Origin of the sequence: Microbispora sp. CL1-1 (assembly GCF_012034195.1) — a bacterium.
GTDB lineage: Bacteria > Actinomycetota > Actinomycetes > Streptosporangiales > Streptosporangiaceae > Microbispora.
Map to the genome: position 1 here is coordinate 183,755 of NZ_JAATEK010000002.1, position 16,115 is coordinate 199,869.

Genomic DNA, 16,115 nt, shown 5'->3' on the forward strand with positions numbered 1-16,115 from the left:
AGCCGCGCCCGCGAAACGGGGCCGGTCCGGGCCCGGCGGCGGGGCGGAGCACGTCCCTTCTCACCCACGCGAAAGCGGATGGGCGGAAGGCTCCCGGCGTGCCGGAGAGCCTGGCGCTTCCTCCCCCATGTGAGCGGACGGGCCCGCGCCCGGGCGAAAGTGTCGGAGCCGTCTGGCAGAGTCGGGCCCGTGAACGACATACCCGAGGTGAACTATTCGAAGAAGTGGGACGGCGATCGCCGGTCCACCCCGCCCCTCGTCGGCGACGAGCGGGAGATCCTCACGGCCTTTCTCGAATGGCAACGCGAGACGTTCGCGATGAAATGCGCGGGGGTCCCCGGCGATCGGCTGTCGGACAAGGGAGTGCCGCCGTCCGGGCTCAGCCTCCACGGCATCCTCCGGCACGTCGCGGGCGTGGAGCGGTGGTGGTTCCGCATCCAGTTCGCCGGTGAGGACGTCCCGCTCCTCTACTACTCCGACGACGACCCCGACCAGGACTTCGAGGATCTGGACGGAGACGTCGAGGAGGCGTTCGCCGTGTGGCGGGCGGAGTGCGCGCGCTCCCGTGAGATCGTCGCCGCCCACTCGCTGGACGAGACCGGCGTCCACCGCGCCACCGGGCAGCCGATCTCGCTGCGCCGCATCCTGGTGGACATGATCGGCATCTACGGCCGCCACAACGGGCACGCCGACCTGCTCCGCGAGCGGATCGACGGCGCCACCGGATATTGAGGGCTGCGGGAGGCACAGCGGGTTCTCGCCCTCGACGGACCGGGAGCTCACGTCGTCGCAGATCGTGGTGACCGGCGATCTCGCCGTTGGCGCGGACGACCACGGCCGGCTCCGGCTCCGGGACGTCCCAGGACGAGTCGGGCCGTACGGCGATCGCCTGCCCGTGCCCGCGCACCCGCCGGCCGAGCGACTTGAAGAACAGCTCGGGGTGGGGGGCGTCATACGCCTTCTCGTAGACGTCGGGGCCGCGGCTCTCCTCTGTGGGGGTCCGGACGGCGGGCCCGGGCCGGTGCCGCTGCTGGGCGAGCACCTCGGCACGGCCGGCCACCGGAACGGGTGGGCGCCGACGTCGGGGGCACGGTTTTGTCGGGGCCGCGTGTCATACTCGCCTGCGTGGTTGCGCGTACGCCGCAAAGAGTGCTGATCGGGCGTTCTGCCGAGCTCGATCGGCTCCTGGGCGTGCTCGACTCCGCGGCGGCCGGGCTCGCGGGGGTCGCCCTCGTGGGCGGCGACGCGGGGATCGGCAAGACGCGGATCGTGACCGAGCTGTGCGACCTCGCGCAGCGGCGGGGCTTCGTGACGCTCACCGGCCAGTGCGCCGAGCTCGGCGACGCCCTGCCCTATCTGCCGCTCGCCGACGCCCTGCGCGGAGCCGCCGACGCCGACGGACCGGTCGGTTCGGCCGTCACGGCCCGTCCCGCGCTGCGGCGGCTGCTGCCCGGCGACGAGGCGGGCCCCACGGAGGCGACGACCGGGGGGCTCGCCCAGCAGCGCCTGTTCGGGTCGGTGCTCGACATGCTGTCGGAGGTGGCCGGGCGGCAGCCGGTGCTGTTCGTGTTCGAGGACCTGCACTGGGCCGACCGCTCGACCCGCGACCTGCTGGTCTTCCTCACCCGCATGCTGCAGCGCGAGCGGGTGTGCCTCGTCGGCACCTACCGTACGGACGACCTCCACCGCCGCCACCCGCTGCGCCCGGTCCTGGCCGAGCTGCGGCGGCTGCCGCTGGTCACCTCCGTCGAGCTGCCGCCGCTCGGCGACGACGACATGGCGGAGTATCTCGCCGTCCTCGACCGGTACGGTGAGGGCCCCGCGGGGCCGGTGGCGGAGCGCGGCCTGACGACCGTGATCGAGCGCGCCGGCGGCAACCCGTTCTTCGCCGAGGAGCTCCTGGCGGCCGGCGCGGAACGGGCGCGGCTGCCCGGAACGCTCGCAGACCTGCTGCTCGCCCGGGTGGAGACCCTGTCCGACACCGCCCGCCAGGTGCTGCGGGTCGCCGCGGTGGCCGGCCGCCGGGTCGGTCACGACCTGCTGCGCGACGCGACCGGGCTCGGCGACCTGCCGCTGGAGGACGCGCTGCGCGAGATCGTCTCGCAGCGGCTGCTCACGGCGGGCAGCGACGGCTACACCTTCCGGCACGCGCTCCTTCAGGAGGCCGTCTACGACGACCTGCTGCCGGGCGAGCGGACCCGCCTGCACACCGCGTTCGCCGCGCTGCTCGCCGAACGCGGCGGCGCCCCCGCCGAGCTGGCCCATCACCACCTCGCCGGGCACGACCTGCCGGGCGCGCTGCGGGCGTCGGTGGAGGCCGGGCGGATGGCCGCCGGGCTCGGCGCGCCCGCGGAGGCGCACCGGCACTACGGGCGGGCGCTGGAGGTCTGGGACCAGGTGCCGGAGGCCGAACGGCTGGCCGGGGCGAGCCGGCCGAGGATCGCGCTGGCCGGCGCCGCCGCGGCGGCCGCGGCGGGCGACTACCACCGGGCGGCGGAACAGGTGCGGCGGCTGCGCCATGAGACCGACGACCCGGCCCTGATCGCGGAGACCGGCGAACGCCTGTCCTATTACCTGGCGGACGCGGGCGGCGACGAGGCCGAGGCGGTCGCGGCCGCCCGGGAGGCGGTGGACGCCGCGCCGCACAGTCCGCTGCTGGCCAGGGCTCTGGCCACCTACGCCCGCGCGCTCTTCCGGCAGTACCACGACAAGGAGGCGGCGGCGACGGCGGCCAGGGCGCTGGAGGTCGCGGAGGCCACCGGCGCCCGCGACGCGGAGGCCAGCGCGCTCGTCTCGCTCGCCCTGATCGAGGAGGAGTTCGGGACCAGCGTCGAGCAGGCCGTCGATCTCCTCACGCGCGCCACCCGCCGCCCCTCCGGCGACCTGTCCATCGACCTGCGGGCGCGTTTCAACCTCGCCCGCATCCATTACGAGAACGGCGCCCTCGCTGTGGCCGCCCGCATCACCGAGGACGGCGTACGGCTGGCCGAGGAGACCGGGCTCAACTGGAGCACGTTCGGCACGGACCTGCGCTTCCTGAACTACCTGGTGCACTACGCGGACGGCGACTGGGACGCGGCGGAGCGGCTGGCGGGAGGGTTCGGCGTCCGGGTCGGCACCAGGGCCGAGGCCCAGTTGTCGTCGTTCGCCCTCTTCGTCGAGGTGGGCCGGGGGCGCCCGGGCGCCGAAGAGAGACTGCGGTGGCTGTCCCGCTTCTGGTCGGACGACCTGATCAGCTACATGGGCCGCGGCATGGCGGCCGAGCACGCGCTGTGGCGCGGCGACCCGCACACCGCGCTCGACCACGTCAACGCGATCGTCGCGGTGCTCGAACCGTTCGATCCCAGCCTGATCCGCATCGCGGCCACCGGCCTGTGGGCGCTGGCCGACCTCGGCCGGACCGGCGAGCCCTGCGACGACCTGCTGCGCCGGGCACGGTGGGCGGCGGAGAACGGGCCGAACGGCCCGCGAGGCCGGCTGGGGCCGGAGGGAGTGGCCTGGCTGGCACGGGCGGAGGCCGAGTGGCACCGCGCCAACGGCACGGAGGATCCGGAGGTCTGGCGGCGTGCCACCGAAGCCTTCGGCTTCGGCTTCGTCTACGAGGAGGCGCGGTCGCGGTGGCGGCTGGCCGAGAGCCTGCTGCGGGCGGGTGACCGCGCGGCGGCCCGCGTCGAGTGGGAGCGCGCGGTGCACGTCGCCGCCGCGCTCGGAGCCCGGCCCTTCCTCGAAACGCTGAGGGCGGTCGGGGCACGGGCCGGATTCCCCGACCCGACGGCGGCCACCCCAACGGCGACCCCCACGGTCACCCCAGCGGACGCCTCGGCGGTCTCCACGTCCGCCCACGACGGCGAGGCGCAGGAGACCGCCGCCGGTGAGCCGCCGGGAGCGGCACGCGAGCCGGGGCGGCTGGCCGCGCTCACCACGCGTGAGCGGGAGGTGCTGGCCCACGTCGCGGCCGGCCTGGCCAACCGGGAGATCGGCGATCGGCTGTTCATCTCGCAGAAGACGGTGAGCGTGCACGTCTCGAACATCCTGGCCAAGCTCGGCGTGACCAGCCGCACCCAGGCCGCCGCGGTCGCCCTCCAGGAGGGCCTGTCGCCGGGTGCCCCGGACGGAAATACTGTGTAATCAAGGCGTGGCACCAGCAACAATTCCGGAGGTCAGCGGTGGCTGTGCAGATCGTTTCCGTCGTCGCGGGTGAGGAGCTCGCTTCGGGCACGCCGTACGAGTCCGTCAACCCGGCGCGGCCCGCGGAGACGGTGGCGACCGTCCTGCTCGCCGGCGCGGACGACTTCGCCGGCGCCAGCCGCGCCGCGTCGGTCGCCCAGCGGGAGTGGGCGCGCGTCCCCGCTCCGGTGCGCGGCCGGGTGATCGCCTCGATCGGCCGCCTGGTCGAGGCCAACACCGAGGCGCTGGCCCGGCTGGTGACCGAGGAGATCGGCAAGCCGTACGCCGAGGCGCTGGGCGAGGTCCGCGAGATCGTGGACACCTGCGACTTCTTCCTGGGCGAGGGCCGCCGCCTCTACGGGCAGACCGTGCCGTCGGAGATGCCCGACAAGAGCCTGTTCACCTTCCGCGTCCCGGTCGGCGTGGCGGCGGTCGTGACCGCGGGCAACTTCCCGGTGGCGGTCCCCTCGTGGTATCTGGTCCCGGCGCTGCTGTGCGGCAACGCGGTGGTGTGGAAGCCGGCCGAATACGCCGCGGCCTCCGCGCACGCGCTCTATCGGCTGTTCGCGGCGGCCGGGCTGCCCGACGGCGTGCTCAACATCGTCTTCGCCGACGGCGAGCAGACGTACGCGGGACTCGACCGCGCGCTCGGCGAGGGCACCGTGCAGAAGGTCGGCTTCACCGGGTCGAGCGCGGTCGGCCGGGCCATCGGCGAGCTGTGCGGGCGGCACCTGCAGTCGCCCTGCCTGGAGCTCGGCGGCAAGAACCCGATGGTCGTCATGCCGGACGCCGATCTCGATCTCGCCGCCGAGGGCGCGCTGTTCTCCGGCTTCGGCACCGCCGGTCAGCGGTGCACCTCCCTCGGCACGGTCATCGTGCACGAGGACGTCCACGACGAGTTCCTGCGCCGGTTCACCGCCCTCGTGCGCGACGCGAAGATCGGCGACCCGAACGGCGACGTGCTGTACGGCCCGCTGCTCGACCACAAGTTCGCCGAGCGTTACGAGGAATACCTGGGCTGGATCCAGCCGCACCACACCGTGCTGCCGGGCCCGGTCGGCCGGATGGACGGCGAGGGCCTCTACTACCACCCCGTGGTGGTGGACGGCGTCCGTCCCGATGACCGGCTGTTCCTGGAGGAGACGTTCGGTCCGATCGTGGGCGTGACGACGTTCGCCACTCTCGACGAGGCGATCGACCTGGCCAACCGGCCCGGATATGGCCTGTCGTCGTCCATCTACACCTCCGACCCGAAGGCGGTGTTCCGGTTCCGCGAGGGCGTGTCGGCCGGCATGGTCAGCGTCAACAACTCCACCTCCGGCGCGGAGGCCCACCTGCCGTTCGGCGGGAACGGCAGGTCGGGCAACGGCAGCAGGCAGAGCGGCATGTGGGTGCTCGACCAGTTCACCCGCTGGCAGGCGATGAACTGGGACTACTCAGGCCGCCTGCAGAAGGCCCAGATGGACGTGGCGGAGATCACGCCCGATCTGGGCTTCCGCCTCTGACCCGGAGGACCGTTCACCGCGCGTTCTCCCAGGCCACGGCCGGGGCGTCCTGCCCGGGACCCGGGAGAACGTCCCGGACTCGGCTCGAAGAGCCGTGACCGGAAGAGCCTGGGCCGGAGAACCACGGCCCCCGCGGGCCCTTCGCCGGGCGCCTCTTCCGGGCCATGCGCTCGGCGCGCCGTCCGTCCACGATCGCGGCACCGGCGGCCGTGGCGCGGACGGGAAACGGATCCGGGTGGCGCTCCACCAGGCCCACGCGCTCCGGCTTGGTCACCATCTGGGTGATCGCCGACGCGGTCCCGGAAACGCCGATCCCCGGCGGGCGGCGCCCACCGGGGATCGGATCGCAGGGCCGGACGGCCAGGACGTCTCAGGCTCAGGACTCCGGGCCTCGCCTGCCGTCGTAGCCGAGCAGCCGCATCGCGACCTCGGGGTCCATGGCCGCCGCGAGCAACTGCGCGCGTTCGGCGGCCCGGTCTCTGGCCTCCTCGGCCCGCCGCCGCCCCGCCTGGTGGGAGCGGACCAGCAGGAACGCGACCGCGATGCCGCCGATCACCGCGACCAGCGCGACGGCCAGCAGGACGGCCGTGCCCGCGGGCACGCCCGCGACGGAGGCGCCCGCCGCGCCGGCCGCGCCCCGCGGCGCGGCGAACAGCAGCACGCCCAGGAGCATGAGCAGCACCACCGCCACGACCACGCCGACGACCGCCCACAGCGCGCCGTACGACGCGCGGGACGGCTCCGCGGACGACCGGGCGAACGGCGGGGCCGGGGCGACCGGCGGCGGCGAGCCGCTCCACGGCACGAAGTCCGGCTGCGCCGGGGCGACCGGCTGCGTCGCCGGGGTGTGCCCGTTGCCGCCGGCCAGGCCGTTGGGCGGCGGCGCGACCAGCACCGGCGCGGTGCCGCCCGAGGACGCCGGCACGACCGACGCCTCGATGACCCGGCTCCGGGGCAGCGGAAGCTCGACCGGGACCTCGCTGTGCGCCTTGTGGGCCGCCGCCGCGGCCGCGTGGTAGGTCTCGATCTCCTCGTAGAACTCGTCGGAGGTGTAGACGGTGCCGTCGATCAGCGGGCCCATCCTGCCCTCGATGACCGCGACCACGTCGTCGCCGTTCAGCGTCTTGTGCTGCTCCAGCGCGTGCGCGACCGACAGCACCTCGCGGCGGTTCTCGCGCAGCAGCTCGGCCGTCTTCTCCAGCAGCCGGCTGAGGTTGAACTCGATCCGCTCGGGGAGCATGTCGGGCACCATCTCGTCGCGCCGGCCCGCCGGAGTGCCGGTGAAGCCGATGCCGCCGCCTCCCGGCTGCGGCTGGGCCGCCTTGCCCTCGCGCAGGCCGAGCTCCTGCAGCGCCGGCAGCGACGCCACCCCGATGCCCATGCCCCAGTGGGCCTCCATGAGCCCGGTGATCGCGGTCGCGCTCTGCAGGTCGCCGGAGACGCCGGAGGAGTTGTCCTCGCCGAAGAACATCCGCTCCCCCGCCAGCGAGGCGAGCGACACCATGATGTCGGCCTCGTACTCCGACTTCCACCGGGTGAACTGGTCCTCCGGCTTGATGCTGGCCACCATGCCGAGGTAGTCGGCGCCCTTCTCGATCGTCGCCAGGTCGATCTCCAGGTGATGGCGGGTGCGGTAGGCGGCGACCGCGTGGCACGCCTCGTGCACCGCGACCGCGTGCCGCTCACGCTCGATGTATTCGACGTCCTCGGGCGGCCCGAGCTGCTTGAGCCGCTTGGCCCGCATCACGTCCGACCAGGTGATGGTCTCCCGGCCGTCCCGGATCGCGGTGATCAGCGACTCGTTGACCAGGTCCTTGATGGTCGCACCGGTGGCGTACGGCGTGATCGTGGCGAGCTTGTCGATCTGCTCGTCGGTGAGCTGGTGGCTGACCTTGTCGAAGTAGCCCTTGTACGTGCGGATCCGGCCCGCCTTCGAGGGATAGCCGACCTTGTAGATGCGGTCGATGCGGCCGGGCCGCAGCAGGGCGTCGTCCAGCGCCTCGGGCAGGTTGGTGGCCATCATGATGAGGATGCGGTATTTCGGCGGCGGCTTGGGCCGCATGCCGAGCAGCCTGCGCACATAGCGGTTGACGAAGCCGCGCGGCTTCTTCAGGCCGGAGATCTCGGTGAGCAGCGCCTCCAGCGTGCCCATGCCGCCACCGCCGCCGCCCATGCCCGCGCCGTACACGAGGCGGTTGACGAAGGCGCCGGTGCGCGGCATCCGCGCCGGCGCGGCCTCGGCGGCCGGGCCCGCGGCGTGACGGCCGAGCACCGTACGGGTGTGCGGGTCGAGGTAGGCGAAGCCGTTGCAGCCGGAGTCGGCGAACGGCGCCGGGACCGACCTGCCCCAGCCGCCGGGTCCGCCCTGCGCCAGCGCGCCGCGGCGGCCGAGCGAGTCGGCCTCGTCGAAGAACACGATGACGCCGCCGTACCGCAGGGCCAGCTTGCGCAGCTTGCGGAACAGCGACTTGACCTTGAGGACGCCGACGCCGAAGAACATGTTGATGAACGCGCCCGGGTCGACGAACACGTACGGCTTGCCGGTCGAGCCGGCGACCGCCTCGGCCATGAGCGTCTTGCCGGTGCCGGGCGGGCCCCACAGCAGGATGCCGCTGGGCACGTAGCCGCCCCTGGCCTCGATCTCGTCCGGCTTCTCCAGGAAGACGATGTTCTCCTTGACCCGCTCGACCACGTGGTCCTGGCCCCAGACGTCGGAGAAGCGCGTCTTGATGTCGTCGGGGTAGTAGACGTCGACGCCGCCCCGCGACAGGAACCAGAAGATCGCGACGAACTGGCCGACCGCGACCACCATGATCAGCATGAGCTGCAGGACCATGGGGAGGAAGCCCCACACCGTGGCCGGCACGCTGTACAGCGCCTCAAGCGGCGAGACCTGCTGCACCTTGCCCAGCACCAGCGCGATGATCGCGATCCACACGGCCCACTTGATCGCGCGGGAGATGCGGTAGCGGTTCCAGTCGTTGAACCTACGATGCGACCAGCGGTTCCAGCCGCCGAAGACCCTCTGCGTCCAGAACCGGTGATAGCCGGCCGAGCGCTCGCTGATGAGGAAGTGGATCTGCCGGACCACCTCGATGCCCGCCAGCCACAGCACCCACGACGCGTTCCGGACGGTCATCACCGCGGCGTCATAAGGGGAGATGATGCCCTCGTACGTCGCGATCTCGTTCCAGTACAGCACGCCGAACGCGACGGCGAGCAGGATCAGGAACTTCGTCCGGTCCCACAGCGGCAGACGTTTCCTGGTGAGCGGGTCGCGGTCCACCGGACCCGACCCCGGCTCGCGAAGCCCCTCGTGGTGCTTCGGTGGGAGGGCCGTACTCATATGAGGGGCTCCTTCACGGGTTGATGAGGTGCTTGACCTTGAAGGACTTGACGACGGTGCCGATCTCGGCGGCCCGCTGGCGGTAGCACGCGGGCGAGCAGCGGATCAGCAGAGTGGACGCCGTCGTCCCGTCCGCCGACAGGTAGGCCGTCCTGTCGAACGTCTGCACCGTGTCTCCCACGCGGTAGTTGTAGACGGTGTGGACGCCGCGGACGCCGTCCGTGATGGGCAGCACCTCGTCGGCGAGCAGCTCGAACCCCGTCAGGCCGCTCGCCTCGAACTCCTTCTGCTGCTCCTCCGTCAGCGGCACCGGCATCGGAGGGGAGACACGCAGCAGATTGAGCGACGCCGCGTTCTGCTCGGCCTCGCTGAGCTTCTGCACCTTGGCGAACACGAAAGGCTTGTCGTCGTTGCCCGCGGAGCCCAGGACAAGGTGCGTGAGGGACGGCTCGTCGTAGGCGTCGAACGCCGCCGTCCACATCGCCTGCCTCGCGAGTTGTGCGGTGGCGGAGTCGGCATCGCCGAAGAGTTCCTTGTCGAGCGTCTTCTGGTCGATCTGCCGCCATGACGCGGGGACCTTGAAGTAGGTGCCGCCCGTATCGTCGCGTACGTAGGTGTATTCGGGGCCGGCACAGCCGGACAGCACAGAGGCGGCCATCGCCGCCCCCACGACCGTTCCCACCACCCCGGTCCTTACCCGCGGTCTTTCCACCAGGGCCCAACCTCCGCTTTGCGGGTCTACGAGGTAGTAGTGCCCGTTTTCCAACTATCCTTCCCAACGGTAAGTCTGCGACGCGCCGGAAAACTAGACCAAATCTTGCTCGGATCTTGGCTCATCCTGTTATCCGGACCCTCTCGCCCCACCGGCTCCGATCGGCCGCGGACCCACCCTTGATGCCGTACCCCGAAGGGCGACCGGCGAAAGCGGTTTCCGGCACATCCGGCGGTCCCGGCCTGCGCGGGGGATCCGCTTTGCCCACGCGGGACATGACAATCGGAAGACCCGCGTAGTGAGATCGGCCGGGGTCGGATGAGCGGATCGATGTAACACCTGACTGCCCCGAACACGACATCTGGATGCATGACGTCAGGAATCACCGTGGGGAGGGCTGGCGCAGATGAAGCAGGTCTACGAAGAGGACGGCACCGGCGAGGGGCCGGACGGCTTCTTCGGAGTGACGGCGGAGCGCATGTTCTCCGAGGTGTGGTCCCGGCAGGTCCTCACGGTCAGGGAACGGCGGTTGCTGCTGCTCGGCCTGCTCGTCGGCCAGGACATGGACGACATGCTGGAGCTGCACCTCGAGACCGCCCTGCGCTCGGGCGAGCTGAGCCCGGCCGAGCTGCGCGAGACGGTCGTGTTCCTCACCCTGTACGCCGGGTGGCCCCGCGCCGCCCGGCTCAGCGCGAAGGTGGAGGAGCTCATCGCCCGCACCTCCGAGGCGTGAGCGCCGTTCCGGCGCCGGACGAGGGGACCTCCATGGTGGGTACGCTGCCGTCATGCCCACCGCACTCATCACCGGCGCGACCGCCGGGATCGGCGCCGCCTTCGCGCGCCGCCTGGCCGCCGACGGATTCTCCCTGGTCCTGGTGGCCCGTGATCAGGAGCGGCTCGCCGCCTCCGCCGAGGCCCTGCACAAGCGGTACGGCGTGCCGGTCGAGCCGCTGCGCGCCGACCTCGCCACCGACGAGGGGATGGCGGCGGCCGAGCGACGGCTGACCTCCGGCATCGACCTTTTGATCAACAACGCCGGGTTCGGGCACCACGGCGGCTTCCTCGACACCCCCGTGGAGGACGAGGTGCGGATGCTGCGGCTGCACTGCGAGGCGGTGCTGCGGCTGACCCGGGCGGCCCTGCCGTACATGATCTCGAAGAGGCGGGGCGGCGTGATCAACGTGGCCTCGGTCGCGGCGTTCCTCCCCGGCGGCACCTACAGCGCCAGCAAGGCGTGGGTGGTGAACTACAGCGCCTCGGCGGCCGACATCGTCAACCGGCACGGCGTGCGGGTCATGGCGCTGTGCCCGGGGTTCGTACGGACCGAGTTCCACGACCGGGCCGAGCTCGACATGTCCGGGCTGCCGCGCTTCGCGTGGCTGTCGGCCGACCGTGTCGCCGCCGACGCGATGCGCGACCTGGCGCGCGGGGCGTGGGTGAGCATCCCGTCGGCCCGTTACAAGGCGGTCGCGACGCTCGCCCGGCTCCTGCCGCTCAACCTGACCGGCCGCGTGGCGAGGCTGCGCTACCGCTGAGTCACAGCCGTTCGACGTTCGGGCCGCGGCAGCGGCCCCGGGTGTCGAAGACGAACCGGCTGGCCCGCTGCACCAGGTCGTAGTCGTAGCAGTCCTGCCCGCCGAGCACGACGACCGCGTCGGCCCTGGCCAGCTCGGCGGCGTCCGGCTCGACCACCTCGACCCCGGCGGGTACGACGAAATCGTCGGGGCAGCGGTCGTCGGCACGGGGGTCCGCGGCCCGCACCCGGGCGCCGAGCCGGCACAGCGTCTTGGCGACCTCGACGGGCGAAAGCCCCAGCAGCAGGATCCTGCTGCCCCTGATCGAGCGGCACCTGCGGTTCAGCGCGAGGCCGAGCCGGTCGACCACGTGGGCGGGCATGTGCGCGTTGACGTCGTTGGCCGCCTCGATCAGCCGGAAGCCCCGCCCGACGCCGCGCCGGATCCCCCACGGCAGGTATGTCACGTCGAGCGGCAGGCAGGGATCCTCGATCCCCGGGCAGGGCACCGGGGTGGCGTGCCCGAAGGGCGTGGTGGCGGCGGCCTCGACCGCCTCCCACACGTCGACGCCGAGTTGCGCGGCGAAGATCGACAGCTCGTTCGCCAGGGCCGCGCCGACGTGCGCGCGGGCGGTCTCCAGCAGCGCGCACATCTCCGACACCCGGGGCGAGGAGACCGGGACGGTCTCCCGCACGAGCCTGCCGTAGAAGTCCGTCACCGCCCGCAGCGAGGCCGCGTCGACGCCCGAGACGACCTTGGGGGTGTTGCCGAGCCGCCAGCGCGGGTTGCCCGGCTCGGCCCGGTGCGGGCTGTGGCCCAGATGGAAGTCCTCCCCCGCGCGCAGCCCCGACCCCTGTTCGAGCAGCGGCCGTACGAACTCCTCGGTGGTGCCGGGATAGGCGGTGCCCTCCAGCACCACGGTCGCCCCCGGCCGCAGGAACGGGGCGATCCGGCGGACCGCCGAGCCGAGCGGGCCGAGGTCGGGCGCGCCGCCCCGCATCCGTACGGGCGAGGTGAGCACGCAGACGTCGAACCCGGTGGCGTCGTCCGCGTCGGCGCTGGCCGCGTACCTGCCGGAGGCGTGCGCGGCGGCGAGCGCGTCCGCGCCGACGCCTTCGGCACACGGCTCCCCCGCGTTGAGCCGCTTGACCCGCCACCCGTCCTCGTCGAGGCCGACGACGCGGAATCCCGCCTCCACGGCGCGCATCGCCAGGGGCAGCCCGGCCGGGCCCTGGCCCACGACCACCAGCTTCTCCGCCACGCTACGACTGTAGGAGTGATCCCTCCGCCACCCCCGGGATTGGCGGACGGGACGGCTGTAAGGCTTGGGTACGGATAGGGAAAAGTCTCTTCCGGCGGCGTCCGGGAGCCCAATCGGAAGTGGGACCGCGGACTAGCTTCTCCGACATGATCAGGGAGGAGCCAGCATGAAACCGGACGACCGGATTCGTGTCATGGAAATAATCGCCCGGATGAACGTGAGCGGTCCCGCCACCCAGGTCACGGGGTTGTGCGAGCGGCTCAGCCCGGTGGAGTTCGACCACCGCCTCTACACCGGATACGTCGACGGAGGCGAAGGCGACCACCTGCAGCTTCGCGACGCGACGATCCCGGTCCACCGGGTGCCGGGCCTCGGCCGCGCGATCAAACCGGCCGACGACTATCGGGCCCTGTTCCGGCTGACGAACGCGATGCGCGAGTTCAAGCCACATATCGTGCACACCAGGACCACCAAGGCGGGTGCGCTCGGCCGCCTCGCGGTGCGGCTGTCGGGGGTCGGGGCCGCCCGGGTGCACAGCTATCACGGCCACCTCCTCGACGGACAGCTCTCCCGCCTGCGGCGGGCCGCCTACGTCCGCACGGAGCGCCGGCTGGCGAAGATGACCGACCGCCTCGTCACGGTCGGCGCCCGGGTGCGCGACGACCTCCTCGCGGCCGGGATCGGCCGGCCCGAGCAGTACGTCGTCATCCCGCCGGGCGTCGAGCTCGCCCCGCTGCCCGAGCGCTCCCAGGCCCGCGCCTCGCTGGGCGTCCCGCTGGACGCGCCGATCGTGGCGTACGTCGGCAGGCTGAAGAAGACCAAACGGCCCGACCGGCTCGCGGAGGTCGCCAAGGCGGTGCTGGCCCGGCTGCCCGGCGCCCGGTTCCTCGTCTGCGGCAGCGGTGAGCTGAAGGAGGAGGTGGAGCGGGCCGTCATGCCGATGTGGGAGTCCTTCCGGCTGCTCGGCTGGCGGCGCGACGTCGAGACCGTGTACGCCGCGGCCGACGTGGTGCTGCTCACCTCCGACAGCGAGGGCACGCCGCTGGCGCTCGTGGAGGCCGGCATGGCGGGCCTGCCGGTGGTGGCCACGCGTGTCGGCAGCGTTCCCGAGGTCGTCATGGACCATCGCACGGGATTCCTGACCGAGCCCGACCCGGACGAGATCGCCGACCGCCTCGTACGGCTGCTGGTGGACCCCGGCCTGGCGCGGCGGATGGGCGAGTCGGCCCGGACATGGACGGGCCGGGCGTTCTGCGTGGACCGGCTGGTGGCCGACACCGAGGCCCTCTATCGGACGCTGCGCGGCGCGACGCGATCGGAGGTGGGCAGCCGATGACGCCCTTTCCGGCACTGGCGCCCGCGCTCGCGGGAGCGGTCGCCTGCCTGCTCTCCGCCGTGTGCCTGCGCCCGGTGCGGCGCATGGCGCCCTACCTGACCGGGATGGCGCTCGCGGCGGCCACGGCGGGCGCCCTGATGACGGCGTACGGCGCGCCGGACCGGTGGGTGAGCGCGATCCTGCTGGCCGCCGCGGCCGTGGCGTTGCTCGGCCTCATCGCCGACGTGGGCGCGCTGCCGCTCGTCACGCGGCTCATCGTGGAGTCGCTCGCGGCGGGCGGTGTCGTGCTGTGCGGCGTCCAGGTGACGCTGACGGGCGACTGGCTCGACGGCCCGGTCAGCGTGATGTGGATCGTCGCGATGACCAACGCGTACGGGCTGCTCGACCGGCTCGGCGGCGCGCTGGCCGCGGTCGCCGCCGTCACCGGCGCGTTCCTCTCCGTGACGGCGCTCGTGCTGGGCGACCCGGCACTCGCGGTGCTCCCGGCCGCCCTGACCGGGGCGTGCCTCGGCGCCATCCCGTACGGCAGAGCGCGGGGCAGGGCACGGCTCGGTCCGTCCGGGTCGCTGTTCGCCGGGTTCGTCCTGACCTGCACGGCCGCCGGGCTGACGGCCGGGCGCGGCACGGCCGTGATCGCGGCCGGGCTGCTGCTGCCGGCGCTGGCCGCCATCGTGGGGGCCGGGGCGTACGCCGCCCGCCGGGAGGCCCGGCGGGCGAGCCGGGCGACCGGACCGGCGCGGAAGGCGGCGCCCGCGCTGTGCGGCGTCTCGGCCGGCACCGGGACGGCCGGGCTCGCGGTCGCGCTCGGCTGGGTGCCCGCGGGCGCCGCGGCCACGGCCACCGCCGCGACCGCCGCCGCGGTGCTCTGCTGCACGCCCCTCAGGCACGGCCTCTTCACGCGCCTCCGGCACGACCATTCCGAGCGTGCGAGGTGGGCATCGTCGCGGATGACGGCCGGCGACGACCGGCCGCGCGGGCCTGTGCCGCCCCCGCGCTCCGCGGCCGGAAATCCCCCGCCGCGCGTCGTGCGGCGGGGGTGACCGGGATCAGCGGCCGATGTTGGCCTCGTGGCCGATGGACAGGCCCGAGTCGACGTCGAAGAAGTGCAGGTTGTGCGTGTCGACGACGAGCTCGATCTCCTGGCCGGGACGGACGTGGCTGCGGGCGTTGACACGCGCGGTCCACAGCGACTTGTCGCCGGTCAGCGGCAGCGTCGTCTCCTCGTCGTCGCCGTCGTGGGCGGCGGCCACGGTGTCCTTGTGCTCGACCGGCGGGGCGTCGATCGTGAACAGGACGTTGATCTCCGAGCCCAGCTCCTCGGTGACGTTGGCGCGGACCGGGATGCGCACCCACCCGGCGCTGTTGCCGCTGGCCGAACCGGCGTCCTCGAAGTCGGAGGGCCGGATGCCGAGGATGATCTTGCGGCCGATGTAGCGGTCGAGGCCCGGCTTCTCCGCGAAGGTCGAGTCGGGGACGGGGAGGCGGTAGCCGGCGAAGGCCACGGCCGCGCCGCCGTTGTCGCGGACCAGCTCGGCGTAGGTGAAGTTCATGGCCGGGGAGCCCATGAAGCCCGCGACGAACAGGTTGACCGGGTCGTCGAACAGGTTCTGCGGGGTGTCCACCTGCTGGAGCACGCCGTCGCGCAGGACGCAGACGCGGTCGCCGAGGGTCATGGCCTCGACCTGGTCGTGGGTGACGTACACCGTGGTGACGCCCAGGCGCTCGTGCAGCTGGTTCAGCGAGGCGCGCATGGAGACGCGGAGCTTGGCGTCCAGGTTGGACAGCGGCTCGTCCATGAGGAAGGCCTGGGGCTCGCGGACGATGGCGCGGCCCATCGCGACACGCTGGCGCTGACCACCGGACAGGGCGGCCGGCTTGCGCTTGAGGTACTGCTCGAGGCCGAGCATGCGGGCGGCCTCGTTGACCCGCTTCTGGATCTCCGGCTTCGACATCTTGCGCAGCTTGAGGCCGAAGGCGAGGTTCTCCTCGACGGTCATGTGCGGGTAGAGCGCGTAGTTCTGGAAGACCATGGCGATGTCGCGGTCCTTCGGGGGAAGGTGGTTCACGACACGGTCACCGATGACGATCTCGCCGCCGCTGATGTCCTCCAGACCGGCGATCATCCGCAGGGCGGTGGACTTGCCACAACCCGACGGGCCGACCAGCACCATGAACTCGCCGTCCTTGATCTCCAGGTTGAGGCCGTTCACGGCCTTCACCCCGCCCGCGTAGATCTTGTCGACGTTGTTCAGAACGATTGAAGCCATCCCCAGT

At 72.6% G+C, this 16,115-nt stretch carries 11 protein-coding genes; 7 read left to right on the top strand and 4 right to left on the bottom strand.

Going from position 1 to position 16,115, the window contains the following annotated elements; translation table 11 throughout:
* Window positions 1–189 precede the first annotated feature (189 nt).
* The 3 genes from HCK04_RS03245 (at window position 190) to HCK04_RS03255 (ending at window position 5,672) form a co-directional block, all read left to right on the top strand.
* The gene (locus HCK04_RS03245; protein WP_260617060.1) at window positions 190–732 is read left to right on the top strand and encodes a DinB family protein; all 543 of its coding nucleotides are present in this window, start codon (window positions 190–192) and stop codon (window positions 730–732) included.
* Window positions 733–1,149: 417 nt separating this feature from the next.
* On the top strand, window positions 1,150–4,128 hold the full coding sequence (locus HCK04_RS03250) for a helix-turn-helix transcriptional regulator (protein WP_168065606.1): 2,979 nt from the start codon (window positions 1,150–1,152) through the stop codon (window positions 4,126–4,128).
* A gap of 38 nt (window positions 4,129–4,166) precedes the next feature.
* Window positions 4,167–5,672, top strand: a complete 1,506-nt coding sequence (locus HCK04_RS03255) for an aldehyde dehydrogenase family protein (protein WP_142645374.1) — start codon at window positions 4,167–4,169, stop codon at window positions 5,670–5,672.
* Window positions 5,673–6,048: 376 nt separating this feature from the next.
* On the opposite strand, the gene HCK04_RS03260 is transcribed toward HCK04_RS03255, so the two are convergent.
* Entirely contained in the window at window positions 6,049–9,018 is a 2,970-nt protein-coding gene (locus HCK04_RS03260; RefSeq protein WP_142645375.1) for an AAA family ATPase, read from the bottom strand.
* A gap of 13 nt (window positions 9,019–9,031) precedes the next feature.
* A complete protein-coding gene (locus tag HCK04_RS03265; protein ID WP_142645376.1) occupies window positions 9,032–9,700 on the bottom strand; it encodes a hypothetical protein in 669 nt (222 codons plus the stop codon).
* A 436-nt stretch (window positions 9,701–10,136) separates the two neighbouring features.
* On the opposite strand from HCK04_RS03265, the gene HCK04_RS03270 reads away from it, so the two are divergent.
* Together HCK04_RS03270 and HCK04_RS03275 are read left to right on the top strand one after the other, a co-directional pair.
* Complete coding sequence (locus HCK04_RS03270) at window positions 10,137–10,463, top strand: carboxymuconolactone decarboxylase family protein (RefSeq protein WP_142645377.1); 327 nt, start codon at window positions 10,137–10,139, stop codon at window positions 10,461–10,463.
* Window positions 10,464–10,515: 52 nt separating this feature from the next.
* Window positions 10,516–11,265 (top strand): SDR family oxidoreductase, encoded by a 750-nt coding sequence (locus tag HCK04_RS03275; protein ID WP_142645378.1) that lies wholly within the window; start codon window positions 10,516–10,518, stop codon window positions 11,263–11,265.
* Window position 11,266: 1 nt separating this feature from the next.
* Here HCK04_RS03275 and HCK04_RS03280 read toward each other — a convergent pair whose 3' ends face one another.
* Entirely contained in the window at window positions 11,267–12,505 is a 1,239-nt protein-coding gene (locus tag HCK04_RS03280) for a nucleotide sugar dehydrogenase (RefSeq protein WP_142645379.1), read from the bottom strand.
* Between the two features lie 166 nt (window positions 12,506–12,671).
* Here HCK04_RS03280 and HCK04_RS03285 point away from each other — a divergent pair, with 166 nt between their 5' ends.
* Window positions 12,672–13,841, top strand: a complete 1,170-nt coding sequence (locus tag HCK04_RS03285; RefSeq protein WP_142645380.1) for a glycosyltransferase — start codon at window positions 12,672–12,674, stop codon at window positions 13,839–13,841.
* On the top strand, window positions 13,838–14,881 hold the full coding sequence (locus HCK04_RS03290; RefSeq protein WP_168065608.1) for a hypothetical protein: 1,044 nt from the start codon (window positions 13,838–13,840) through the stop codon (window positions 14,879–14,881). The genes HCK04_RS03285 and HCK04_RS03290 overlap by 4 nt, the downstream gene beginning before the upstream one ends.
* Before the next feature lie 6 nt (window positions 14,882–14,887).
* On the opposite strand, the gene ugpC is transcribed toward HCK04_RS03290, so the two are convergent.
* Window positions 14,888–16,108, bottom strand: a complete 1,221-nt coding sequence (gene ugpC / locus HCK04_RS03295) for a sn-glycerol-3-phosphate ABC transporter ATP-binding protein UgpC (RefSeq protein ID WP_142645382.1) — start codon at window positions 16,106–16,108, stop codon at window positions 14,888–14,890.
* Window positions 16,109–16,115: the final 7 nt, after the last annotated feature.

Coding starts and splice junctions, on each gene's coding strand:
- HCK04_RS03260 (WP_142645375.1), bottom strand. CDS start 9,018: ATGAGTACGGCCCTCCCACCGAAGCACCACGAGGGGCTTCGCGAGCCG.
- HCK04_RS03285 (WP_142645380.1), top strand. CDS start 12,672: ATGAAACCGGACGACCGGATTCGTGTCATGGAAATAATCGCCCGGATG.
- HCK04_RS03290 (WP_168065608.1), top strand. CDS start 13,838: ATGACGCCCTTTCCGGCACTGGCGCCCGCGCTCGCGGGAGCGGTCGCC.
- HCK04_RS03275 (WP_142645378.1), top strand. CDS start 10,516: ATGCCCACCGCACTCATCACCGGCGCGACCGCCGGGATCGGCGCCGCC.
- ugpC (WP_142645382.1), bottom strand. CDS start 16,108: ATGGCTTCAATCGTTCTGAACAACGTCGACAAGATCTACGCGGGCGGG.
- HCK04_RS03270 (WP_142645377.1), top strand. CDS start 10,137: ATGAAGCAGGTCTACGAAGAGGACGGCACCGGCGAGGGGCCGGACGGC.